At 69.5% G+C, this 21,791-nt stretch carries 19 protein-coding genes and 1 pseudogene; 10 read left to right on the forward strand and 10 right to left on the reverse strand.

Annotated features, from left to right (window positions below; genetic code table 11):
- Window positions 1-33: 33 nt before the first annotated feature.
- A complete protein-coding gene (locus tag H3O04_RS21635) occupies window positions 34-1,470 on the reverse strand; it encodes a DUF1254 domain-containing protein (protein ID WP_202588422.1) in 1,437 nt (478 codons plus the stop codon).
- Window positions 1,471-1,936: 466 nt separating this feature from the next.
- On the opposite strand from H3O04_RS21635, the gene H3O04_RS21640 reads away from it, so the two are divergent.
- A complete protein-coding gene (locus H3O04_RS21640) occupies window positions 1,937-5,002 on the forward strand; it encodes a heavy metal translocating P-type ATPase (protein ID WP_175784884.1) in 3,066 nt (1,021 codons plus the stop codon).
- 160 nt (window positions 5,003-5,162) lie between these two features.
- Here H3O04_RS21640 and H3O04_RS21645 read toward each other — a convergent pair whose 3' ends face one another.
- The 4 genes from H3O04_RS21645 to H3O04_RS21660 all read right to left on the reverse strand — a co-directional run bounded on the left by H3O04_RS21645 (window position 5,163) and on the right by H3O04_RS21660 (window position 8,367).
- On the reverse strand, window positions 5,163-5,642 hold the full coding sequence (locus H3O04_RS21645) for a GNAT family N-acetyltransferase (RefSeq protein WP_027812331.1): 480 nt from the start codon (window positions 5,640-5,642) through the stop codon (window positions 5,163-5,165).
- A 151-nt stretch (window positions 5,643-5,793) separates the two neighbouring features.
- Window positions 5,794-5,949: a hypothetical protein gene (locus H3O04_RS21650; protein ID WP_006480339.1), complete on the reverse strand. Its 156-nt coding sequence runs from the start codon at window positions 5,947-5,949 to the stop codon at window positions 5,794-5,796.
- Window positions 5,950-6,123: 174 nt separating this feature from the next.
- Window positions 6,124-7,563: a flagellar hook-length control protein FliK gene (locus tag H3O04_RS21655; protein ID WP_202588423.1), complete on the reverse strand. Its 1,440-nt coding sequence runs from the start codon at window positions 7,561-7,563 to the stop codon at window positions 6,124-6,126.
- Window positions 7,564-7,668: 105 nt separating this feature from the next.
- Window positions 7,669-8,367 carry an MgtC/SapB family protein gene (locus H3O04_RS21660; protein WP_202588424.1) on the reverse strand — a complete coding sequence of 233 codons (699 nt, stop codon included), beginning with the start codon at window positions 8,365-8,367 and terminating at the stop codon, window positions 7,669-7,671.
- Window positions 8,368-8,482: 115 nt separating this feature from the next.
- Here H3O04_RS21660 and H3O04_RS21665 point away from each other — a divergent pair, with 115 nt between their 5' ends.
- A complete protein-coding gene (locus H3O04_RS21665) occupies window positions 8,483-9,592 on the forward strand; it encodes an AGE family epimerase/isomerase (RefSeq protein WP_202588425.1) in 1,110 nt (369 codons plus the stop codon).
- On the opposite strand, the gene H3O04_RS21670 is transcribed toward H3O04_RS21665, so the two are convergent.
- Window positions 9,565-11,184: a methyl-accepting chemotaxis protein gene (locus H3O04_RS21670; RefSeq protein WP_023477585.1), complete on the reverse strand. Its 1,620-nt coding sequence runs from the start codon at window positions 11,182-11,184 to the stop codon at window positions 9,565-9,567. The genes H3O04_RS21665 and H3O04_RS21670 overlap by 28 nt on opposite strands.
- 278 nt (window positions 11,185-11,462) lie before the next feature.
- On the opposite strand from H3O04_RS21670, the gene H3O04_RS21675 reads away from it, so the two are divergent.
- On the forward strand, window positions 11,463-11,906 hold the full coding sequence (locus tag H3O04_RS21675) for a PaaI family thioesterase (protein WP_006480333.1): 444 nt from the start codon (window positions 11,463-11,465) through the stop codon (window positions 11,904-11,906).
- 50 nt (window positions 11,907-11,956) lie between these two features.
- Here H3O04_RS21675 and H3O04_RS21680 read toward each other — a convergent pair.
- From H3O04_RS21680 to H3O04_RS21695, 4 genes and pseudogenes are all read right to left on the reverse strand, one after another.
- Window positions 11,957-12,223 (reverse strand): annotated as a pseudogene (locus tag H3O04_RS21680) (type II toxin-antitoxin system RelE family toxin).
- Complete coding sequence (locus H3O04_RS21685) at window positions 12,213-12,461, reverse strand: type II toxin-antitoxin system Phd/YefM family antitoxin (RefSeq protein WP_027812462.1); 249 nt, start codon at window positions 12,459-12,461, stop codon at window positions 12,213-12,215. The pseudogene H3O04_RS21680 and the gene H3O04_RS21685 overlap by 11 nt, the downstream one beginning before the upstream one ends.
- Window positions 12,462-12,589: 128 nt before the next feature.
- The gene (locus tag H3O04_RS21690; protein WP_202588426.1) at window positions 12,590-13,642 is read right to left on the reverse strand and encodes a CaiB/BaiF CoA transferase family protein; all 1,053 of its coding nucleotides are present in this window, start codon (window positions 13,640-13,642) and stop codon (window positions 12,590-12,592) included.
- Window positions 13,643-13,765: 123 nt separating this feature from the next.
- Window positions 13,766-14,530 (reverse strand): IclR family transcriptional regulator, encoded by a 765-nt coding sequence (locus H3O04_RS21695; protein ID WP_023477581.1) that lies wholly within the window; start codon window positions 14,528-14,530, stop codon window positions 13,766-13,768.
- Between the two features lie 134 nt (window positions 14,531-14,664).
- Here H3O04_RS21695 and H3O04_RS21700 point away from each other — a divergent pair, with 134 nt between their 5' ends.
- The 7 genes from H3O04_RS21700 to H3O04_RS21730 all read left to right on the forward strand — a co-directional run.
- The gene (locus tag H3O04_RS21700) at window positions 14,665-15,447 is read left to right on the forward strand and encodes a crotonase/enoyl-CoA hydratase family protein (protein ID WP_202588427.1); all 783 of its coding nucleotides are present in this window, start codon (window positions 14,665-14,667) and stop codon (window positions 15,445-15,447) included.
- An 80-nt stretch (window positions 15,448-15,527) separates the two neighbouring features.
- Window positions 15,528-16,748, forward strand: a complete 1,221-nt coding sequence (locus H3O04_RS21705; protein ID WP_202588428.1) for a CaiB/BaiF CoA transferase family protein — start codon at window positions 15,528-15,530, stop codon at window positions 16,746-16,748.
- Entirely contained in the window at window positions 16,745-17,542 is a 798-nt protein-coding gene (locus H3O04_RS21710; protein ID WP_006480326.1) for an enoyl-CoA hydratase/isomerase family protein, read from the forward strand. Before H3O04_RS21705 ends, H3O04_RS21710 begins: the two co-directional genes overlap by 4 nt.
- Window positions 17,543-17,623: 81 nt before the next feature.
- Window positions 17,624-18,676, forward strand: a complete 1,053-nt coding sequence (locus tag H3O04_RS21715; RefSeq protein ID WP_027812458.1) for a porin — start codon at window positions 17,624-17,626, stop codon at window positions 18,674-18,676.
- A gap of 10 nt (window positions 18,677-18,686) precedes the next feature.
- Complete coding sequence (locus H3O04_RS21720) at window positions 18,687-20,009, forward strand: MFS transporter (protein WP_027812457.1); 1,323 nt, start codon at window positions 18,687-18,689, stop codon at window positions 20,007-20,009.
- Between the two features lie 37 nt (window positions 20,010-20,046).
- Window positions 20,047-21,201 (forward strand): acyl-CoA dehydrogenase family protein, encoded by a 1,155-nt coding sequence (locus H3O04_RS21725; protein ID WP_027812456.1) that lies wholly within the window; start codon window positions 20,047-20,049, stop codon window positions 21,199-21,201.
- A gap of 38 nt (window positions 21,202-21,239) precedes the next feature.
- Window positions 21,240-21,791, forward strand: a 552-nt coding sequence (locus H3O04_RS21730) for an alpha/beta hydrolase (RefSeq protein WP_202588429.1), incomplete at its 3' end; no start/stop codon positions are given.

A 21,791-nucleotide genomic window follows, 5' to 3' on the forward strand; every position in this document is an offset into this window, starting at 1 on the left:
CCCGCCGATCGGACAACGGCGGCGGTCAACCGTTCATTTCCGGACGACGACGGGCGGCATCCACGAGCCGTCGCTCGCCTGCGGCTTCGGCGCGTAGAGGCGCAACGCGAGCGCGAAATCGGTACGCGGCGCCGGCAACCAGTTGGCCGCATGGGTGCCGCCCGGCGACGCCGACACGACGATGTCGATCGAGCCGTCGTGGTTGCGGCGCAGCCGGTCGCGATCGCCGAGCGAGCGGCGCGCCGAGCCGACGTCGGGCAGCGCGCCACCGGTCGTGTACGGCGTGAGCGTCCAGAACGCGCGCACCGGCGGCAGCGCGCCCGGCGCGAAATGCAGCACGTACCGGTTCGCGCCGTTCAGCGCGTGGCCGTCGCTGTCGACGCGGGTGATCGCGAGCGTCTCGTCGTCGCGCGTCGCGGTGCCGAACTGCGTGTAGGCCGCATACGCGCGCAGCGCGTAGTCCTGGCCGTACTTGCCGGCCGTATCGCCCAGCCAGGTCCAGCCGTTCGCGTTCAGCAGGTTCGACGGCGGGGTCGCGAGCCGCGCGCGCGCCTCGGCGACGCCGGCCGTCGCGGCCGTCAGACGGTCGCCCGTCCACAGCACCGGGTAGCCGGCCGTCACGCCGATGTCGCCGAGCGATTCCTGCGCGTGTGCGTCGTCGGCCGGCGCCGGATTGTCCTGCAGCGCCCGCGCGAAGCGCGTGAAGAACGCCTTCGGGTCGAGCGCGGTCACTTGTTCGGCCGGCGTGCCGCCACCCACCGCTTCGGATAGGGCACTGCCCGCATGGACCGCGACCGATGCGCCGCGCTCGGCGCCCGTGTAGACCGACAGCGGCACCACGCGGATCGCGCGCTGCAATTTCTTCACGTTCGTCAGATCGCGCCCGCCGCTCGTCTGCAGCCGCACTTCGAGCCACGCATTGGCGGACGGCACGTCGACACGCTGTACGCCCTTCGGCAGCGTGCCCTGCCAGTCCTTCGCGGCGAAGGCAATCGTTTGCGATCGCCCGGCGCCACGGGCGCCGCGCGCCGCGACGCTCGACGACGACCACAGCACGTTCGTCCACATGTCGAGCGCGCGTGCGTCCCAGTAGCGGCCGCGCGTGTCGGGCAGCGTGACGATCATGGGTTCGGCGGCGACGTCGAGCCAGCCGGTCGAGTCGAGCGTGTCGACGCCCGGCAGCGGCGGATTGACCGCGCCGACGGGCGGCAGCGCCTGCGCGTGGCGCAGCGTGTTGAGCGGCGCCTGCCCCGGCTGCGCGCCGTCGCCGCCCGTCGCCGCCTCCTTCGCGACGTCCATCAGCACGAGCGGATACGCATAGATATAGGAGTCGGCGACTTCCGCGCGCATCCAGCCGGTTTTCCGCTGGATCGCGTCCGGTTGCGACGCGCATCCCGCAAGCAACGCCGCAATGGCCAGCGACGCGCATGCGCGTCGCAGAGAAACTGATTCTCGCTGGTTTTCAATCATCGATTACTGGCCGAATATCGTTCTTTTCAGTCAACGCCCTGTTCGTCTTGCGAACGGCGAAGCAAGGCACCCCAGCGTGCCCGGATGACCGTTTCGCTACGTTTCGTAACGGTGGGGCGCTGATGTCAGGCCGGTATCATAGCGCCTAAGGGCATCCCCCAATATGCCGAATAACGGGTAAAACGCTAGCCGAATCGTCAAAAAATCTGAAATAGTTCACGGGATTCCGCAAAAATCTGGAACAGCATCGGGAACATCGACCCGTAAACGCCTCGCGAGCGCCAAGCTCGGCGCTTCAGCGCTCACCGGCTGTCCGTACGGAAGCCGGGCGATCGCTTTTCCTGCGTTGTGACACCCTGTGCGCATCGACCTGCGTCGCATCGTCGCCGACGCTTGACCTTACCATCATGGGAATGTTGATACTGGAACCATTCGCGGCACGAACCGCGCTTTTGGGGAATCCGACATGACTGAACCACTTGCCTCCGCGGCGCTGCAAACGATCGAGCTGAACGTCGACGGCATGCATTGCGGCGGCTGCACGGGCCGCGTGCAGCGCGCGCTGGCCGCCGTGCCGGGCGTCGTCGATGCGGCGGTCGATCTGGATGCGCATACGGCGACGGTCACCGCGCAGGAAACCGTCGAGCCGGATCAGCTCGTTGACGCCGTCCGTGAGGCCGGCTACGGCGCAGCGGTGCGCGAAGCGGCCGGCGAAGCGGTTGCGTCCACGCATGTGGCGCACGCGACGCCCGACGCAACGCCGCCTACGCCGGCTGCCGCCACGACGATCGAACTCGATATCGATGGCATGACCTGCGCGTCGTGCGTGTCGCGCGTCGAGAAGGCACTCGTCAAGGTGCCGGGCGTCACGCGTGCATCGGTCAACCTGGCGACCGAACGTGCGACGGTCGACGCGTCGGCCGGCGTTTCGGCCACGCAATTGGCGGATGCCGTGAAGCAGGCCGGCTACGGCGCGACGCCGACGGCGTCGGACACCGACGTCCCGGCCCGCGTCCCTACCCTGCCCACCGCGCCCGCAAACATCGAACTCGACATCGACGGGATGACCTGCGCGTCCTGCGTGTCGCGCGTCGAGAAGGCACTCGCGAAGGTTCCGGGCGTCACGCGTGCATCGGTCAATCTTGCAACCGAACGTGCAACGGTCGACGCGTCGAACGACGTGTCCGCCGCCCAGCTTGTCGATGCGGTGAAACAGGCAGGCTACGGCGCGACACCGATCGCCGTCTCGGCTCGGCCCGCAACTTCCGCTGCCACGCCCGCTTCCGCCGACGTCGAACTCGACATCGCCGGCATGACCTGTGCGTCCTGCGCCGGCCGCGTCGAAAAGGCGCTGGCCGCCGTGCCGGGCGTCGCCCGCGCGACGGTCAACCTCGCGACCGAACGCGCGTCGGTGCACGGCGCCGGCGCACTCGACGCCGCCACGCTGATCGCGGCGGTCACCACAGCCGGCTACCGTGCGTCGCTTCCGGCCGCGTCACCCGCCAGCGCAACGGCCGGCGCCGACTTACAGCGAGCCAGCCCCGCGCAGGACCCCGACGCACGCAAGCGCCGCGAAGCGATTCGCGAACGCAACCTCGTGATCGGCGCCGCCGTGCTGAGCGCGCCGCTCGTCGCACCGATGCTCGCCGCACCGTTCGGTATCGACCTGATGCTGCCCGGCTGGCTTCAGCTCGTGCTCGCGTCGATCGTGCAGTTCGGCTTCGGCGCGCGCTTCTACCGGGCGGCCTGGCATGCGGTGAAGGCACGCACCGGCAACATGGACCTGCTCGTCGCGCTCGGCACGTCGGCCGCGTACGGGCTGAGCCTGTGGATGCTGCTGCGCGATCCCGCGCATCCCGGCCACCTGTATTTCGAAGCGTCGGCCGTCATCGTCACGCTCGTGCGCTTCGGCAAGTGGCTCGAATCGCGCGCGAAGCGCCAGACCACCGAGGCGATCCGCGCGCTGAACGCGCTGCGCCCCGACCGTGCGCGCGTTGTCGAGCACGGCGTCGAACGCGACGTGCCGCTGTCGCAGGTGCGCGTCGGGACGCGCGTCGGCATCCGCCCCGGCGAGCGCGTGCCGGTCGACGGACGGATCGTGTCGGGCCGCTCGCACATCGACGAATCGCTGATCACCGGCGAAAGCCTGCCCGTGCCGAAGGACGATGGCGACGCCGTCACGGCCGGCTCGATCAACGGCGAAGGCGCGCTCGTCGTCGAAACCACCGCGATCGGCGCGGAGACGACGCTCGCGCGCATCATCCGCCTCGTCGAATCCGCGCAGGCCGAGAAGGCGCCGATCCAGCGGCTCGTCGATCGCGTCAGCGAGGTGTTCGTCCCGGCGATCCTCGGCATCGCCGTGCTGACGCTCGTCGGCTGGCTGATCGCCGGTGCCGGGACGGAAACCGCGATCCTCAACGCGGTCGCGGTGCTCGTGATCGCGTGCCCGTGCGCGCTCGGTCTCGCGACGCCCGCCGCGATCATGGCCGGCACGGGCGTCGCGGCCCGGCACGGCGTGCTGATCAAGGACGCGCAAGCGCTCGAACTTGCGCAACGCACGACCGTGATCGCGTTCGACAAGACCGGCACGCTGACCGAAGGCAAGCCGTCCGTGACGGCGTTCGACGCCGTCGGCGTGCCGCGCGCCGAAGCGCTCGCGCTCGCGGCGGCCGTGCAGCGGCAGAGCGACCATCCGCTCGCGCGTGCGGTGGTCGTCGCGCACGACGCGGACGTGCCCGCACAGGACGGCGCAGCCGAGTCGGCCGTCGCGACCGATGCGCGCGCGGTGGCCGGGCGCGGCGTGGAAGCGCACGTCGGCGGGCAGCGCTTGGCGCTCGGCAGCACGCGCTGGCGCGACGAACTCGGCATCGCGGTGCCGCCGGCGCTCGATGCGCGCGCGGCGGAACTCGAACACGCGGGCAACACGATCTCGTGGCTGATGCGTTCCGATGCGCCGCGCGCGGTGCTCGCGCTGATCGCGTTCGGCGACACCGTGAAGCCGGGCGCCCGCGACGCGATCGCGGCGCTGTCGGCGCGCGGCGTCGCGAGCGCGCTCGTGACGGGCGACAACCGCGGCAGCGCGGCGGCCGTCGCGGCGGCGCTCGGCATCGGCGAAGTGCATGCGCAGGTGCTGCCCGACGACAAGGCGCGGGTCGTCGCCGAGCTGAAGCGCACGCACGGCGGGGTCGTCGCGATGGTCGGCGACGGGATCAACGATGCGCCCGCGCTCGCCGCGGCGGACGTCGGCATCGCGATGGCGACCGGCACCGACGTCGCGATGCACACGGCCGGCATCACGCTGATGCGCGGCGACCCGGCGCTCGTCGCCGACGCGATCGACATCTCCAAACGCACGTACCGCAAGATCCAGCAGAACCTGTTCTGGGCGTTCGTCTACAACCTGGTCGGCGTGCCGCTCGCGGCGCTCGGCTTGCTGAACCCGGTGATCGCGGGCGCGGCGATGGCGTTTTCCAGCGTCAGCGTCGTGACCAACGCGTTGCTGCTGCGGAGATGGAAAGGCCGCGCGCGTTGATGCGGCGGGCGGTGAAGGCCGGATGGCCGAACGGGCCGTTCGGTGGTCGGTGGTCGGTGGTCGGTGGTCGGTCAGGAAGGATCACGAAGCGTGCCGGCATTGGCCAGCTACGCAGTGTGTGGAATCGCCCCCCATGACGATGCATCGCGAGCCGGCGGATTCAGTCCGACACGACCGGTTTGATCAACGTCGTGGTGATCGGCACGAAGCCGCATGAACGATACAGCGCACGCGCCGCCGCGTTGTGATTGAACACCGACAGCCCGATCTCGGTGACGCCGTAGCGACGCGCCTCGGCGTCGAGCGCATCGAGCGCACACGTGGCCCAGCCCTGACGGCGCCGGGACGGGACGATGTCGAGGTCGTAGATGAAGAGCGTGCGGTTCGGCCCTTCGGGGACGATCGCGTACCAGAGGTCGCCCACCGTGTCGCCGCTGGCGCCGTCGATGAGCGTGACGAGGGTCTGACCGGCGGTCAGCAGGCCGTCCGGCAGCAGCGTGTCGAAACAGGCGCGTGCACGATCGGCCGCGTCTTCGACAGCATTTTGCCCAGAGGAAACGAGATCGCTCGCGTAGCCTTCAATGGCTCGCGTGCGGTACGCGTGGAATTCGCCGGCCGTCATCGGCCGCATCTGCAGCATGGCCTGGTCGCCGTGAACGGAATCGGACTTCCAGTGTAGCGGGACGGTCGCACCGGCGCGCGAGGCGGCGGTGGAAAACGGGCGAGCAGGTACGGCGGACGCCGCGCCGAATCAGCGAATCAGCGAATCAGCGAATCAGCGAATCAGCGAATCAGCGACGGTACAGGACGATCGGCACCAGGTTTGCACGGCGCACGCGCTCGGCTTCGGCGTGACGTGCGGCGTACGAGTAGTCGGCGTCGAGCGGCAGGTGCGGGGACACGAACAGGTCGTCGATTTTTTGCAGCAGGGCGAAGATGAAGCTCATGTGAGACTCCTGACAGATGTGACTAGGGTTTTCCCTTAGAACGCCTCCATTCTAAGGGTTTTCCCTGAACTCTGCCAGCGAACTGCATCGGTTTGCCGCACCCGCGCGACAGCCGATCGCCGGCGGGAAACGGCGATCCTTGCTGCGTCGGGCTGTCAGGATAGGGTCGAAACGTTAGCGGGTGCGACGAACCCGCTTCGCGACGGCCGCCTCGCGGTTCGCGCTGCGCTGAAGCCGGTCGACTTGCGACAGGAGCGCTTCGTGGTGCTCCTCGAGCGTCATCAACGTGGCCTGCTGCGTCGACAGATCGGCCGCGAGGCGATCGATCCGTTGCTGCTGGGTGGCCACATCCTGCTTCAGGTGCGCGATCTGCCGCGTTTGCAGCACCAGCGCGACGAGCCCTACCAGCACGACGACGGCCAGCGCCAGCAGCAGCCGGTTGACGCGGCGCATCTCGCGATCGGCCGACCGCGTCAGTCCGTCCACGTCGGACTGCAGCGCGGCGAGCCGGTCGGTCAGCGGGCGCAGGTGCGTGTCTGGATCGAAGGCCGGCGCGGGCGGTTGCGGGCGCTCCGACGAGGGCTTGGTCACGAACGAGGCGGCGGATACCGCCGGCTGCGCAACCGGCGACGGCGAAACGTCGGGCTGCGGGGTCGTGTCGCGGGGCTTCGCGGAAGGTGTGGCGATTGCCGGTTCGAGCGGCCGCACCGACTGTGCCGACTGTGCCGACTGGGTCGGCTGGGTCGGCTGGGTCGGCTGGGTCGGCTGGGTCGGCTGGGTCGGCTGTGCCGGCGTCTGTGGCTCGACCGGCGCGGCGACGACCAGCGGCAGGTTCGAGTCAACCGCTTCCGGCTTCGAATCGACGCTCGTCGCAACCGGTGCGGCTGGCGTCGCCGCCGCTTCATTGGCGCCGGCAGCGACCCGGCGTTTGCTGCCCGATGACGCGCGGCGCTCCTTCACGGCGTCGCCCGAAGATTTCCCTTCGCGGGATTTGACGACCGCCGCCTCGACGACAGGCTTCGCGACTTCGCCATTTGCCGCTGGCGACTCCGCCGCCTGCGCCGCAGCGCCATCTTCGGCTTCCAGCTTCGTCTCCGCGTTCGCGGCGCGGTCGACCGCGGGCACGTCGATCTGCGTTACGCCGCCATCGACCGCAGGCGAATCGGCGGCCTGCGTTGCAAGCCCCTCTGCCGATGCGCCGTCGACGTTCGCGGCCACATCGCCTTCAGGTGTCGAAACGGAAACGGCCTCGACCGCCCCATCCTGCGCCGCCGTCCTTTCCGCTTCCGCATGCGTTGCCGCCGCATCCGCCGGCGGGACGAACCCGTCCAGCGTAGCCTGTCGCCCGTCATCGGCAACGGCCGCCGCATCGGCTTCCACCAGCGCTTCCTCGTGCGCCGTCACCGGCATGCGCTCGCCCGGCTCCAGCACCGGATCGCCGAACAGGTCGAGCGTCCGTTCGTCGCGCGGCGCGTCGCCGGCCGGTGCGCTGCCGGATCGCGCCGTCGCCCTGGCGGACGTGCTGCCTGCGGCAGCGGCCGAGCGCGGGCGCGAACGGGCCGACGAACGGGTGGAACGGGAGCGGGAGCGAGGCGTGGAAACGGATTCGGTCATGGAAATCGGATAGCGGGGCCCGCAGACGCGAACCCGGATGTCGAACGGAATCGGTGGCCGGCCATTGTCGCACGCCCCGCAACCGAGTCACGCAATCGAGTCACGCTATTCGTCGCCCGCCAGCCCGTTCCCGCCGTCGAAGCGCGTGACGCCGGGCAGCGCGCGCAGCTTGGCGCAGATGGCCTTGTATTCGAGTTCCGATACGCGCGCCAGCGCGATGCGCACCTCGTCCTGCTCCCCCGCGTCGTCGGCACGCTGCACGATGAACTGCTTCACGCGCGCACTGTCCGGGCCGAGCGCCGCGTGCAGCGAATCGAACGTCAGCGTGCCGCTCGCGACCGTCAACGCAAGCTGGCGCCGCTGGCGCACCGTGAAATAGCGCCGCTCCAGCGGCTTGATGCCGGCCAGGATGATCAGGATGATGATCGTCGCGGAAATCGACGCGACATAGAGCCCGCCGCCCACCGCCAGGCCGATCGCGGCGACCGACCACAGGCTCGCGGCCGTCGTCAGCCCGCGCACGATCTCGCCGCGCAGCAGGATCGAGCCCGCGCCGAGGAAGCCGATGCCCGACACGACCTGCGCGGCGATCCGCGACGGATCGAGCACGACGTGGTCGCTGGTGCCGAGCACGTCGGCGAAACCGAACGCCGACACGATCATGATCAGCGTCGAGCCGACGCACACCAGCATGTGCGTGCGCAGGCCGGCGGCCCACGACAGGCGCTCCCGCTCGAAGCCGATGACGCTGCCGAGCGCCGCCGCGAGAACGAGCCGCATCACGAGTTCCAGGTTGCTGAGCATCCGATTTCTCTCCTTTTTTTGGTGCCGGTCGCGCGGAATGTTTTATCCTTGGCCCCGGCCGCGCCGATTCTCCGGGCCGCGCCGACACGTTTCGATCCAAGCGCTCAACCCCGCCATGTCCGTTTCCGACTCCGCTTCCGCCCAGGCCGCCCAGCTGCGCCACCATTTCGCGCACGTCGTCTTGCCGATCTGGCGGGGTTCAGGGTTCGACTCGGCGTTGCAATTGCCGTTCGAGGCCGTCGATCCGGCCACTCACGCGCCGCTGCCCGTGACCCGTTATCGCGCAATGGCGTGCGCAAGGCAACTCTTCGTGTTCGCGCAGGCCGGCGACACCGCGCACGCGGCCACGCTGTTCGACGCGCTGTGCCGGCACTTTCGCGACCCGCGCCACGGCGGCTGGATCTACAGCGTCGATGCGCAGGGCGCGCCGCTCGATACGACCAAGGATCTCTATACGCACGCGTTCATCGTGTTCGCGTGCGCCGCGTGGCATGCGGCGTCGGGCGCCGCCGCCGCGCGCACGGTGGCCGAGGAAACCGCCGCGCTGATCCAGGACCGCTTCGCGCCGCGCCACGGCGACGCGTTGCTCGATGCCGCGCGCGATGCCGATTTCTCGTCATCCGGCAGCGGTGCGCTGCAGAATCCGCTGATGCACCTGACCGAAGCGTGGCTCGCGGCCGCCGATGCGTTCGGCGACCCGGCATTCGACGATGCGCTCGCGCGCACCGCGCAGGCCGTCGAGCGCACGTTCGTCGATGCGGCGACCGGCTGCGTGGCCGAGCTGCCGCTCGGATCAGCCGACAACCGTTTCGAGCCCGGCCATCAGTTCGAGTGGTTCTATCTGGTCGATGCGGCCGGTGCGCGGCTCGCGCAGACCGGGCTGCCCGCCGCGCTGTCGCGCGCGTTCGCGTTCGCCGAGCAATACGGCGTCGATCCGCAGACGGGCGGCGTGTGCGCGGCGCTCGACGCTCGAGGCGCATGCATCGACGGCACGCAGCGGATCTGGGCGCAGACCGAATACCTGCGCGCGCTCGCGACGCACGGCGGCACGCCGGCCTCCGCGCCGCTCGCACGCCAGATCGAACGGTTCGCCGCGCGCTTCCTGCATCCGCGCGGCTGGTTCGAATGCAAGACGGCGGCCGGACAGGTGTCGCGCGCCGACATGCCGTCGACGACGCCCTATCACCTCGCGACCGCCTACGCGGCGCTGCCGACCGGTTCGTAATCCGTCGCCGCGAACGACGGCGCCGCGCGGCCGCCGAGGGCGGCGCGTCCGTCGCCCAGTTCGAACACCGACACCGCCTGCAACAGGTGCGCGGTCTGGTCGTTCAGCGATGCGGCCGCCGCCGCGACTTCCTCGACCAGCGCCGCGTTCTGCTGCGTGAGCTGATCCATCTGCGTGACGGCCTGGTTCACCTGCTCGATCCCGACGCTCTGCTCGACCGACGCCGCCGTGATCTCCGACATCGTCTGCACGACGCGCGTGATCGACGCCGATACCGTGCGCATCGCGTCGCCGGCGCGCTCGACGAGCTCCGCGCCGCCGTTGATCTGTGCGACCGAATCCTCGATCAGCGCCTTGATCTCCTTCGCCGATTGCGCGCTGCGCTGCGCGAGCGAGCGCACTTCGCCCGCGACCACCGCGAAACCGCGCCCCTGTTCGCCGGCCCGCGCGGCCTCGACCGCCGCGTTCAGCGCGAGGATGTTGGTCTGGAATGCGATGCCGTCGATCACCGAGATGATCTCCGCGATCCGCCCCGAGCTCTGCGCGATGCCGCGCATCCGGTCGATCACGCTGTCGACCACGCCGCCGCCGTGGCTCGTCGCTTCGAGCGCCGCGTCGGCCAGCGCGCTCGCCGCGCGCGCGCTGTCGGTGTTCTGCCGGACGGTCGCGGTCAATTCCTCCATGCTCGCGGCGGTTTCCTCGAGCGACGCGGCCTGCGTGCCCGTGCGCGCCGACAGGTCGGCGTTGCCGCCCGCGATCTCGCCCGCGCCCAGGTGGATCGCGTCGGACGCCTGGCGCACCGTGCGCACGGTGCCCGCGATACTCGTCTGCATCGCGCCGAGGGCGCGCAGCATCCGGTCGATCTCGAACACGCCACCCGCCTGCACGGCTTCGTCGAGACGGCCCTGCGCGATCCGCTCGAAATGGCGGCCGGCCTGCTCCAGCGGCGCGACGACCGCGCGCCGCGCGGCCGCGTAGATCGCGGCGCTCGCCGCGAGCATCGCCACCAGCAGCACGATGCCGACCGACTTGAACCACAGCATGCCGCCGTCGATCGTGTCGAGCGCCGCGCGGCTCGACGTGCCGCCATAGTCGGTGAAGCGATGCAGTTCGGCGATGTACGCGTCCTGGAAGCCCTGGGTCGGCTGGTCGAGGAACGCCTGGATGTTGTCGGCGTCGAGGAACTGCACGAGTTCGCCCAGCGCGCCGCGCAGCGCGCGATAGCGCTCGGTGAGCGCCGCGACGCGCGCGCGGTTGGTGTCGTCGACCGCCTGCGCGGTCGTCAGTACGGCGAACGCCTTGTCCGCTTCCGCGAGCGACGCGCCCGCGTGGCGGATGATGTCCTCGGGCTTCGGCCCGCCGCGCACCATCCGCGTGCCGGCACGCGACAGGTTGATGCGCGCGTCGAGCAGTTGCTCGGTCGCCCGGCTGGCCGCGTCGACCTGCGCGATCGCGACGTTCGACAGATCGTCGACGCCGCTGCGCGTCGACGTGAGCGCCCAGAAGCCGAGCGCTTCGATCGCGAACAGGAAGAGACAGAACACGGTCAACACGCCGAGCAGACCCGACGCGAGCTTGATTTTTCCGAACATGGGGATTCCTGGAGAGCGGACGATGAGGCAATGCCCCGGCATTAGCGGCATTTCTTCGTCGGACTTTAGGCGGAATGGCCGCCACGCAGGTCAATCGCGCGCGTCGCTCGCGCATTCGCGTCGAATCGCCCGCAAACGCGGCGATCTTGCGTATTCGACGCAATAATCGCGTCGCATCGCGCCGGGATTTGCACGAAACGCGGACGAATTTCCTTGCTTATCCGGAGCCCCCTTCCTAGAGTTCAGCGCAAGCAGGCACTCATTTCGAGGGACGTTCGATGACCGACATCACGGACCACGCGCGCGGCGCATTGCGCGCGCAACCGTTCAGCATGCTGCTGGGCACGGAGCTGATGCATATCGGCGACAACGAAGTGTCGCTGTGTCTGCCGGTGCGCGAGGAATTGCGGCAGCAGCACGGTTTCGTGCACGGCGGCGTCATCAGCTATCTCGCGGACAACGCGTTGACGTTCGCCGGCGCGCTCGTGCTCGGCCCGCGCGTGATCACCGCGGAATACAAGATCAACTATCTGAGGCCGGCCGTGAACGGTACGCTCGTCGCCCGCGCGAAGCTCGTCTACGCGGGCCGGCACCAGGCGACCTGCCAGTGCCACGTGTTCGTCATCGACGGCGACCACGAGCGGCTCGTCGCGATCGCGCAAGGCACGATCAACCGCGTCGGCGACGGCAAGATGCCGGATGCGCCGGTGGAGACGGCGTGAGTTGCTGCGTCGGCAAGCATCGATGCCGCGACGCCTGTCGCACTAGCGTTTCATCGCAGCCAGATCGCATCACGCTCGCGGCGGCCCACCGCGATCACCAGCACGATGACTTCCTCGTCGCGCACTTCGTAGACGAGGCGATAGCCGACACCACGCAACTTGATCTTGTAGCAATCCGGGTGGCCGTGCAATTTGGCTGACGGGATGCGAGGATGCTCGAGCCGCTCGGGCTAGCTCGCTTTGAACTGATCGCGCACGGTTCGATCGAGCGTCCCCCCCTTCAATGCAGGCTCGAAAAAGGCGAGTTCAAAGGTCATTCAGCTTGACCTTGACGACCTTCCCCCTGGCGCGCGAATCGACCAACGCATTGTCCTCGATGTCTTCCGGGCGTTCGACCATCGCCTCCCACGTCTTCGCTGGAATGCAGTAGAACGCGGGTTCGTTGTGATACAGGATGGCGACCGGAAAACCGTCGCCCGCGGCAACGGTTCCCATCGAATTCCGCTTCAGCTCCGAGACGCTAGCCGTCATGCCAGCCAGAATGGTGTGAGGCATACCCGCTCTTTCTCCAATCGAGCGTCGATTGTACTTAATTTGATACGAGACCAAGCACCAAAATTGACACCCTGATGCACTCGACACTCGACCGTCGACGAACGGAGGCACCCTCCTGAAAGACAGCCCTAGTCTGTTTCATCCCCCGCCAACGGCAAAAACCGCGGCGCCACCCGTGCCCGCACGTTCCCGTGCTCATCCGTCCGATAGATCCCGCGCGCCACATTGTGCGGATGCGCGGCCGCGTCGGCTACGCTCAGCACCGGCGCGAAGCACGCGTCGGTGCCTTCGAGCAACGCGCGCCAGTGCGCGGACGGCTGCTGCGCGAACACTTCCGCGAAACGCGCCTTCAGCGCGGGCCAGCGCGCCCGGTCGTACTGCGACGCGGGATCGACGTCGGTCAGCCCGAGCCGTTCGATCAGCAGCGCATAGAACGGCGGCTCGAGCGCGCCGATCGTCACGCATTCGCCGTCCGCGCAGCGATACACGTCGTAGAACGGCGCGTCGTGAAACAGGCTCGGCTGCGCGCCGTCGAGCTGCCCGTTCGCGCGTGCCCACAATGCGAGCGATCCGAGCATCGACACGATATCGAAGATCGCGCCGTCGACCACGCGCCCCGGCCCACCGCCGCGCACGTCGAGCAACGCGCAGACGATGCCGAACGCAAGCCCGAGCGCGCCGCCCGCATCGCCGACGACGGTCGGCGGCACGCCTGGCCGGCCGTCACGCGGCGCGGACAGCGACAGCAGCCCGGTCAGCGCGACGTAGTTCAGGTCGTGCCCGGCCGCGGCCGCGAGCGGTCCATCCTGGCCCCAGCCCGTCATGCGCCCGTAGACCAACTTCGGATTGCGGCGCGCGCAGGCGTCGGGCCCGAGGCCGAGCCGCTCCATCACGCCGGGCCGCAAGCCCTCGATCAACGCATCGGCCTGCGCGATCAGGTCGAGCGCGGCGTCACGCCCGGCCGGCGCCTTCAGGTCGAGTTCGACGATCGTCTTGCCTTCGCGCAACAAGTCGCCGTCGCGAGCCCGCAGCGCGTCCGGCGCGCTGGTCCGGCCGGACGGGCGTGCAATCAGCGTGATGCGCGCGCCCATGCCGGCGAGCATCCAGCCCGCGAGCGGGCCGGGGCCGAGACCTTCGAATTCGACGATGTGGATACCGGCAAGCGGTGCATTCAATGACATGGCGACCTCGCTGAACTGCAGTCGGGACAGGAGCGGCGAAACTTTCCGATTCTATGTGAATGCCTGCGCGCACCGGCTTCGCGGCCAGCGCCTGCTCACGCTAGTGACGGGCTTGCGCTGGCCCTAGCGCAACCCGTCGCCCGCCCGCTCCGCCAGCGCCAACCGCATCGCGCGCACGATCGCGTCCCGATGCGGGTCGATCCGCTCGACCGGCCCGGCCACGCCCATCGCCAACGGCAGCCCGTTCCAGCCGTCCGCGATCACCATCGAGATCATCGCGGCGCCCTGCGTCACGGTATGCGCCGAATACGAATAGCCGAGCCGGCGCGTCTGTTCGACCTTGTCGAGCACGACGTCCTCGTCGATCGTCCTGCCCGACTTCCCGATCCGGCGGATGCTGCGCGACACGAGCCGGCGAATCGTGCTGTCGGGCTGAATGCTCAGCAACGCCCAGCCGAGGCCCGACATGCAGATCTCGCGACGCGTGCCGATCGGCGCATAGAACTGCACCGGAATCGAATGCGAGCCCTCGACCGCGTCGATGTACTGCACGTACAGGTCGCTCTGCACCGCGATCACGACCGCCTCGTGCGTGCGCGCCGCCAGCCGCTTCGCGACCGCATGCCAGTGCCGCCGGCTGCCGGCCGCCGAATCGACCAGCGCTTCGCCGAGATTGACGAGCCGCGCGGTGGGCGCATACGCATGGGTTGCATCGTCGTAGGCAAGATAGCCGAGCGTCTTCATGCTGGTGAGCAACGCCGCCGCGCTCGACCCCGGATACCCGCAGCGCGTCGCGATCTCGCGCACGCTCAGCGGCCGCTGCAAGGTGCTGAAGAGTTCCAGCACCTCGAATACGCGCGCCGCGCTCTTGACCACGTTTCCGCTCATCCCGCCCCCTCCGCAGCGACCGGCAGGGGCCTTCCACGTATGTGGAACGGAATTTCCCGCCGCCGACCGTCGTGACGATACTAGGCTTCGGCCCGCGACGTGAAGTCCCGCGGCACAGAACATACGGAGACACCATGGCAGCCTTTTTGATCCGTGAACGGCAGGGCCCGATCCTGACCGTCACGATGAACCGTCCCGACACTCGCAACGCCATTTCGGACACCGATACGATCGACGCGTTGACCGAATGCTGCGACGAAGCGAACCGCGACGAATCGATCCGCGTGCTGATACTGACCGGAGCCGGCACGACGTTCTCGTCGGGCGGCAACGTGAAGGCGATGCGCGCATTCGTGGAAGCCGGCCCACACGACCCTGCCGCGATCCGGACCAGCTATCGCCGCGGCATCCAGCGGCTCGCGCATGCGTTCGAGCACCTCGAAGTGCCGGCCATCGCGGCGGTCAACGGCCCGGCCATCGGCGCCGGCACCGATCTCGCATGCATGTGCGACATCCGCATCGCCGCCGAGCGCGCGCGCTTCGCGGAGAGCTTCATCGCGCTCGGTCTCGTGCCAGGCGACGGCGGCGCATGGTTCCTGCCGCGGATCGTCGGTGCCGCGGTCGCCGCGGAAATGTCGTTCACCGGCGATGCGCTGGACGCGCAGGACGCGCTGCGCTGCGGGCTCGTGTCGCGCGTCGTGCCTGACGGCGACCTCCTCGCGCATGCGCACGAACTGGCCGGCCGCATCGCCCGCCATTCGGGCAGCGCGCTGCGGCTGACCAAGCGGCTGCTGCGCGAAGGCCGCCACGCAAGCCTCGACACGCTGCTCGACCTGTCGGCGTCGTACCAGGCGTTCGCGCACGCCAGCCCCGAACATCGCGCGGCGGTCAATGCGCTGTTCGCCGCGCGCGACTGAACCCGCGTCGCATCGCGACCGTGCAGCCGGCGCAGGCCGGCCTGCCGGCCTGCCGAATCCACATCGAAGGAGACATCGTCATGACCAGCAGCAACGAAGGCGCACTCGCAGGCGTGCGCGTGGTGGACCTGAGCCGCGTCTATGCGGGGCCGTTCTGCGCGCAGACGCTCGCCGACCACGGCGCGGACGTCATCAAGATCGAACCGCCGCAGGGCGACGAAACGCGCGACTGGGGGCCCGCGATGCCGAACGGCATCTCCAGCTACTACTGGGGGCTCAACCGCAACAAGCGCAATCTCGCGCTCGACCTGTCGCATCCCGACGGACGCGACGTGCTGTTGCGCGTGCTCGAAACGGCCGACGTGCTGATCGACAACTTCAAGCAGGGCACGCTCGAACGCTGGGGCATCGGCTACGAAGACTGCCTGCGCGCACGCTTTCCGCGCCTCGTCCACTGCTCGATTTCCGGCTACGGCACCGACGGCCCGCTCTCGCGGTTTCCGGGCTACGACGCGGTCGCGCAGGGCCTCGCCGGCTTCATGTCGATCAACGGCGAGCCGGGCGGCATGCCGCTCAAGGTGCCGTTTCCGGTCGTCGATTACGCGGCCGGCCTGAGCGCCGTCTCCACCATCCTGATCGCGCTGGTCGAGCGGACGCGCTCCGGCCTCGGACAGCACGTCGACATCGACCTGTTCAGCACCGCGCTGTCGATGCTGCATCCGGTCAGCACGAGCTGGATGGCGACCGGCGACGTGCCCGTCGCGACCGGCAACGTGTACGGCGCGATCGCGCCGTACGGCGTCTATCCGTGCAAGGACAAGCCGGTTGCGACCGGCGCCGGCAACAACCGCACGTTCGCGCGGCTCGTCGACGCGCTCGGCATGCCCGAGCTGGCGCACGATCCACGCTTCGCGACCAATGCGCAGCGCGTCGCGCATCGCGAAGCGCTCGACACGCTGCTCGGCCAGCTGACCGCCGAACTGCAGGCGGACGAGGTCGTCGAGCGGCTGATGCACGCCGGCGTCGCGACGGGGCCGGTGAACACCGTGGCCGATGCGTTCGGCCATCCGCAGACGGCGCGCAACGCGATGTTCGTCGACACCGATACGTACACCGGCGCGGGCATCCCCGCCAAGCTGTCCCGCACGCCTGGATCGATACGCCGGCCACCCCAGCCGTTCGCCGCCGACACCGACACCGTGCTCGACGCATTCGGGATCGACGCGGCACGCCGCGACGCGCTGCGGCAAGCCGGCGTGCTGCACGACACGCGGGCGGACGTGGCCGGGAGCGCGTCATGACCACCCCGCGCTTTTCTTCACCGGCGCGCGACGATGCCCCGTCGATCCTGCGCGACGACGCCGACGGCATCGCGTGGCTGACGATCCATCGCCCGCACGTCGCCAATGCGCTGTCCGCCGAAGCGATCCGCCGCCTGTGCGACGAACTCGTCACGCTCGACGACAACCCGTCGATTCGCGTCATCGTGATCCGCGGCGCGGGCGAACGCGCATTCAGCGCGGGCGTCGATCTCGGCGACCCCGAGATCCGCGGAATGCAGCCGATGCGCGGGCTCGCACGCAACGTGCACGAGCTGATCCTGGAGCTGCGCAAGCCGACCATCGCGGCCATCAACGGCTACGCGATCGGCGGCGGCTGCGAAATCGCGCTCGCGTGCGACCTGCGGATCGCCGCCGATCACGCGACCTTCGCGCTGCCCGAAGCGCGAGTCGGCATGGGTGCGAACTTCGCGAGCGTGCTGCTGCCGCGCATGTTGCCGCGCGCGATCGCGATGGAGCTGCTGTTCACGGGCCGCCGCTTCGACACGGACGAAGCGCAACGCGCCGGCCTGCTCAACCGCGTCGTGCCCGGCGCCGCGCTCGACGACACCGTGCGCGAGCTCGCGCAGACGATCGCCGCGAACGCGCCGCTCACGATCCGCCGCATCAAGGAAACCGCGACGCGCAGCCAGGGGCTGCCGGTGGCCGCCGCGCTGCGGCTGGACGTCGGCCCCGACGTCTACGCGAGCGAGGACCGGATCGAGGGCGCCCGCGCGTTTCTCGAGAAGCGCAAGCCGGTGTTCAAGGGGCGCTGAGGCCGGCGCCGCACCGCAGCACCCGCGCGCACCGCTCCCAGAACGCGGGCGCGCCCAAAAAACATGGACGGAGACACCTTCATGCAACGGAAAGCATTCCTGGTCGGCGCGTGCGTGCTGTGCGCCACGCCGGCGCACGCGTCGTCGGTCACGCTGTACGGGATCGTCGATAGCTACGTCGAATTCGATCGCATCGGCAGTCTATCGAGCATGCGGCAAAGCGGCGGTGGCGCGTCGACGAGCCGCTTCGGCCTGACGGGCGTCGAGAATCTCGGCGGCGGCACGTCGACGAAATTCGTGCTGGAAAGCGGCTTCTCGCCGGCCGACGGATCGTTCCAGGGCGGCACGCTGTTCTACCGGCAGGCGTACGTGTCGCTGCAGAACACGCGCTACGGCGACCTGCGGCTCGGCCGGCAATACACGCCCGCGTTCTACGTCGTGTACGACGGCGATCCGTTCGGACTCAACGAACGGCTGTCGCCGCTCGCGCTGCTCGCCACGTCGACGGACACGATCACGAGCAACACGACGCCGCCGATTCCGCGCTTCAACCAGGCGGCGTCGTACCTGAGCCCCGACCGGAACGGCCTGCGCGTGATGGCCACGTACGGCTTTCCGACGCCGAACGCGCTCTCGACGCAGGCTGGACGCAACTACGGCGCCGGGCTGCAATACCGGATCGGCGGACTGTACGTCGGCGCCGGCTTCCAGGGCGATACGTCGGCCGGCAACCTCGCACCCGTCATCTCCCCGTCGACGACCCGCCACTACGTGTTCGCGGCCAACTACGCGTTCGCGCACGTCAAGCTGTACGCCGCGTTCCTGTACGGCGTCGGCACGGCCGCGCGCCTGCCCGCGTTCTCGACCGCGAGCGTCGGCGCGTCGATCAACGTCGGTGCGCTCGATCGCGTGCTCGTGTCGGTGGTGCGCCGCGACGTGAAGGGCTCGGCGAACGACGCGACCGCGCTCGGCGTCGGCTACGACCATCCGCTGTCGAAGCGGACCTCGCTCTACGCCCGCTATCTCTACATGAAGAACAGCGGCGACGCCCGCAATACCGTCGTCGCCGGCCTGCAGCCGCAACCGGGCGGCACCGAGCAGGTGTTCGCGCTCGGCATCGTTCACCGCTTCTGACGGAGTGCCCATGACCCCGACCCTTTCGACCCACCCGGCCGCCGTCGACGACGGCGCGACGCAGGCGCTCTATCGCCGGATCTCGCGCCGGCTGCTGCCGTTCCTGATCCTGTGCTACACGCTGTCGTTCATCGACCGGATCAACATCGGCTTCGCGCACGCGCAGATGGCCGCCGAACTGCACTTCTCCGACGCCGTCTACGGGCTCGGCGCGGGCATCTTCTTCATCGGCTACATGGCGTTCGAGATTCCGAGCAACGCGTGGCTCGCGCGGATCGGCGCGCGCCGGACGATTGCCCGGATCATGGTGCTGTGGGGCCTCGGCTCGGCCGCGACGATGTTCGTCACGACGCCCGCGCAGTTCTACGCGTGCCGCTTCCTGCTGGGCGTGTTCGAGGCCGGCTTCTTCCCCGGCATCCTGTTCTATCTCGGCGCGTGGTATCCGCCGCGGCAGCGCGCCAAGGCGTTCGCGCTGTTCATGACCGCGCTGTATCTCGCGGGGTTGATCGCCGGCCCCGTGTCGGGCGCGATTCTGTCGTACTTCGACGGCGTGGGCGGCCTGAGCGGCTGGCAATGGCTGTTCGTCGTCGAAGGGCTGCCGAGCAGCGCGCTCGGCCTCGTCGCACTGCGCTTTCTCGACGACCGGCCGGACGACGCCCGCTGGCTGTCGGACGCCGACAAGGCCGCGCTGCGCGCCGCCCACGCGCAGGCCGAAGCCGATACGCCGGCCGCGAACGCGGCACGGCCGTTGCTCGCACATCGCGATTTCTGGCTGCTGTGCGCGGCCAATTTCGCGATCGCGGCCGCCGGCTACGCGCTCGTGTTCTGGATGCCCGTGATCCTGCATCGCGGCGGCCTGCATGGCGCGATGCAGATCGGACTGCTGTCCGCGCTGCCGTACCTGTGCGGCATCGCCGGCATGCTCGCGATGGGCTGGCGCACCGAGCGCCGGCGCGAATGGCGCAAGCACGGCGCCGTCGCGATGCTCGCGTGCGCGGCGGCGCTCGCTGGTCTCGCGAGCAGCGCCGGCACGTCGCATCTGATGATCGCGCTGTGCATCGCGGTCGCCATGCACGCCGCGGCACTGCCCGCGTTCTGGGTGCTGCCGGGGCTCGCGCTGCCGAAGCGCTCGATGGCGGTCGCGATCGCGGCGATCACGATGACCGGCGCGATCGGCGGATTCGCGAGCCCGTTCCTGATGGGCGTGCTCAACACGGCCACCGGATCGATGCGCGGCGGCCTCTATTTCAATGCCGCGCTGCTGGCGGCCGGCGCGCTCGCGTTGCTCGGGACGCTGCGCGCCCGCGCGGCGGTGCACACGAACGCCGGCTGACGGCGCGCCTTCTTTCTCTCCCGAACGGACCACCCTCATGAATTTCGAACTCGAACTCGAACACCGGATGATCCGCGACCTCGTCGCGCGTTTCGTGAAGGACGAACTGATTCCGCTCGAAGCGGCGGTGATGGCGCGCGAGGCCGACGGCCAGCGCTTCGGGCTGCTCGCCGACGAACGTGCGCACCTCGACGGACGCTCCCGGCAACTCGGCCTGTGGGGACTCGACGCGCCGCTCGCCGCGGGCGGCTCGGATCTGCCGGCCGTCGCGATGGTCGGCGTGAACGAGGCGATCGGCACGACCGTGACCCCGTACATCCTGCCGCCCGACTCGCCGAACCTGCGGATGCTGTGCGATGCGGCCGACGCGGCGCAGCGCGCGCGCTATCTCGACCCGTACGCACGCGGCGCCACGCGTGCCGCGATGGCAATCTCCGAGCCGGGCGCCGGCTCCGATCCGGGCGCGCTGTCGACGACCGCCGTGCGCGACGGCGACGGCTGGGTGCTGAACGGCCGGAAGATCTGGATCAGCCACGCGGCCGAAGCCGACTGGACGATCGTGATGGCGCTGACCGATCGCAGCAAGGGCAAGCGCGGCGGCATGTCGGCGTTCATCGTCGATCGCGACACGCCGGGTTTCGTCATCGAACGCCGGATTCCGATGATCGGCGGGCTGTCGACCTACGAAATCGTGCTGGAAGACTGCCGCATTCCCGGCGCGCAACTGCTGGGCCGGGAAGGCGCCGGCTTCGCGCCGATGCAGGCGCGGCTCGCGAACCGGCGGCTGGAGATGGCCGCGTGGTGCATCGGCCGCGCCGAGCGCGCGGTCGCGCTCCTGTGCGACCATGCGAAACAGCGCACGACCTTCGGCGTGCCGCTCGCGGAGCGCCAGGCGGTCCAGTGGTGGGTCGCCGACGCGCTCACGCAGATCCACGCATGCCGCCTGATGACTTACGAAGCGGCCGCGCGCGTGGATGCCGGGCAGGACGCCCGTACGCAGATCTCGATGGTCAAGGTGTTCGCGACCGAAATGGCGTCGACCGTCATCGATCATGCGATGCAGACGCTCGGCGCGATGGGCATGACGAAGGAAATGCCGTTGCAGCAGATGGCCAGCGAGGCGCGGCTGATGCGCATCTTCGAAGGCCCGACCGAGGTGCACCGTTGGGTCGTCGCACGCAGCGTGCTCTGACCGCGGCGCGCCGCCCACTTCCACGATGGAGCCCTGCGTTGAACACCCTGCCTCTCGTCGATCCCGAAATCCGCCCGCTGCTCGAGACCTGGCCGACCGTCACGCTCAGCGCCGACAACCTCGCACAGTCGCGCCAGCGCGTGCTGCCGCTGCCGCCGCCCGACCCGGCCGGCAGCACGCTCGAACGCCGCACGGTACCCGGCCCGGCCGGCGCGCCGGACGTCCCGGTCCTCGTCTATTTGCCCGACGGCCACGCGCGCCCGCTCCCGGCGATCGTCCACATGCACGGCGGCGGCTACGTGCGCGGCGCGGCGAAGGAGCTCGAAGCGGTGCACCGGTTGCTCGTCACACAACTCGGCTGCGCGCTGATCTCGATCGACTATCGCCTCGCGCCGGAAACGGTGTTTCCCGGCGCGATCGAAGACTGCTACGCGGCGCTCGCATGGGTGTTCCGTCACGCCGACACGCTCGGCATCGACGCCGCGCGGATCGGCGTGGCGGGCGAAAGCGCGGGCGGCGGACTGGCCGCCGCGCTGGCGCTGCTGGCCCGCGACCGCGGCGAATTCCGGCTTGCGTTCCAGCACCTGATC

This window comes from Burkholderia sp. KCJ3K979, assembly GCF_016759955.1.
In the GTDB taxonomy this organism is placed as follows: Bacteria; Pseudomonadota; Gammaproteobacteria; order Burkholderiales; family Burkholderiaceae; genus Burkholderia; species Burkholderia orbicola.

Bases quoted from the DNA above. Each gene is read 5' to 3' on its own strand.
- H3O04_RS21690 (WP_202588426.1), bottom strand. From the start codon at position 13,642: ATGTCATTGAATGCACCGCTTGCCGGTATCCACATCGTCGAATTCGAA.
- H3O04_RS21715 (WP_027812458.1), top strand. From the start codon at position 17,624: ATGCAACGGAAAGCATTCCTGGTCGGCGCGTGCGTGCTGTGCGCCACG.
- H3O04_RS21645 (WP_027812331.1), bottom strand. From the start codon at position 5,642: ATGCTGCAGATGCGGCCGATGACGGCCGGCGAATTCCACGCGTACCGC.
- H3O04_RS21705 (WP_202588428.1), top strand. From the start codon at position 15,528: ATGACCAGCAGCAACGAAGGCGCACTCGCAGGCGTGCGCGTGGTGGAC.
- H3O04_RS21660 (WP_202588424.1), bottom strand. From the start codon at position 8,367: ATGCTCAGCAACCTGGAACTCGTGATGCGGCTCGTTCTCGCGGCGGCG.
- H3O04_RS21635 (WP_202588422.1), bottom strand. From the start codon at position 1,470: ATGATTGAAAACCAGCGAGAATCAGTTTCTCTGCGACGCGCATGCGCG.
- H3O04_RS21695 (WP_023477581.1), bottom strand. From the start codon at position 14,530: ATGAGCGGAAACGTGGTCAAGAGCGCGGCGCGCGTATTCGAGGTGCTG.
- H3O04_RS21640 (WP_175784884.1), top strand. From the start codon at position 1,937: ATGACTGAACCACTTGCCTCCGCGGCGCTGCAAACGATCGAGCTGAAC.
- H3O04_RS21725 (WP_027812456.1), top strand. From the start codon at position 20,047: ATGAATTTCGAACTCGAACTCGAACACCGGATGATCCGCGACCTCGTC.
- H3O04_RS21665 (WP_202588425.1), top strand. From the start codon at position 8,483: ATGTCCGTTTCCGACTCCGCTTCCGCCCAGGCCGCCCAGCTGCGCCAC.
- H3O04_RS21700 (WP_202588427.1), top strand. From the start codon at position 14,665: ATGGCAGCCTTTTTGATCCGTGAACGGCAGGGCCCGATCCTGACCGTC.
- H3O04_RS21670 (WP_023477585.1), bottom strand. From the start codon at position 11,184: ATGTTCGGAAAAATCAAGCTCGCGTCGGGTCTGCTCGGCGTGTTGACC.
- H3O04_RS21720 (WP_027812457.1), top strand. From the start codon at position 18,687: ATGACCCCGACCCTTTCGACCCACCCGGCCGCCGTCGACGACGGCGCG.
- H3O04_RS21710 (WP_006480326.1), top strand. From the start codon at position 16,745: ATGACCACCCCGCGCTTTTCTTCACCGGCGCGCGACGATGCCCCGTCG.
- H3O04_RS21685 (WP_027812462.1), bottom strand. From the start codon at position 12,461: ATGCCTCACACCATTCTGGCTGGCATGACGGCTAGCGTCTCGGAGCTG.
- H3O04_RS21675 (WP_006480333.1), top strand. From the start codon at position 11,463: ATGACCGACATCACGGACCACGCGCGCGGCGCATTGCGCGCGCAACCG.
- H3O04_RS21655 (WP_202588423.1), bottom strand. From the start codon at position 7,563: ATGACCGAATCCGTTTCCACGCCTCGCTCCCGCTCCCGTTCCACCCGT.
- H3O04_RS21650 (WP_006480339.1), bottom strand. From the start codon at position 5,949: ATGAGCTTCATCTTCGCCCTGCTGCAAAAAATCGACGACCTGTTCGTG.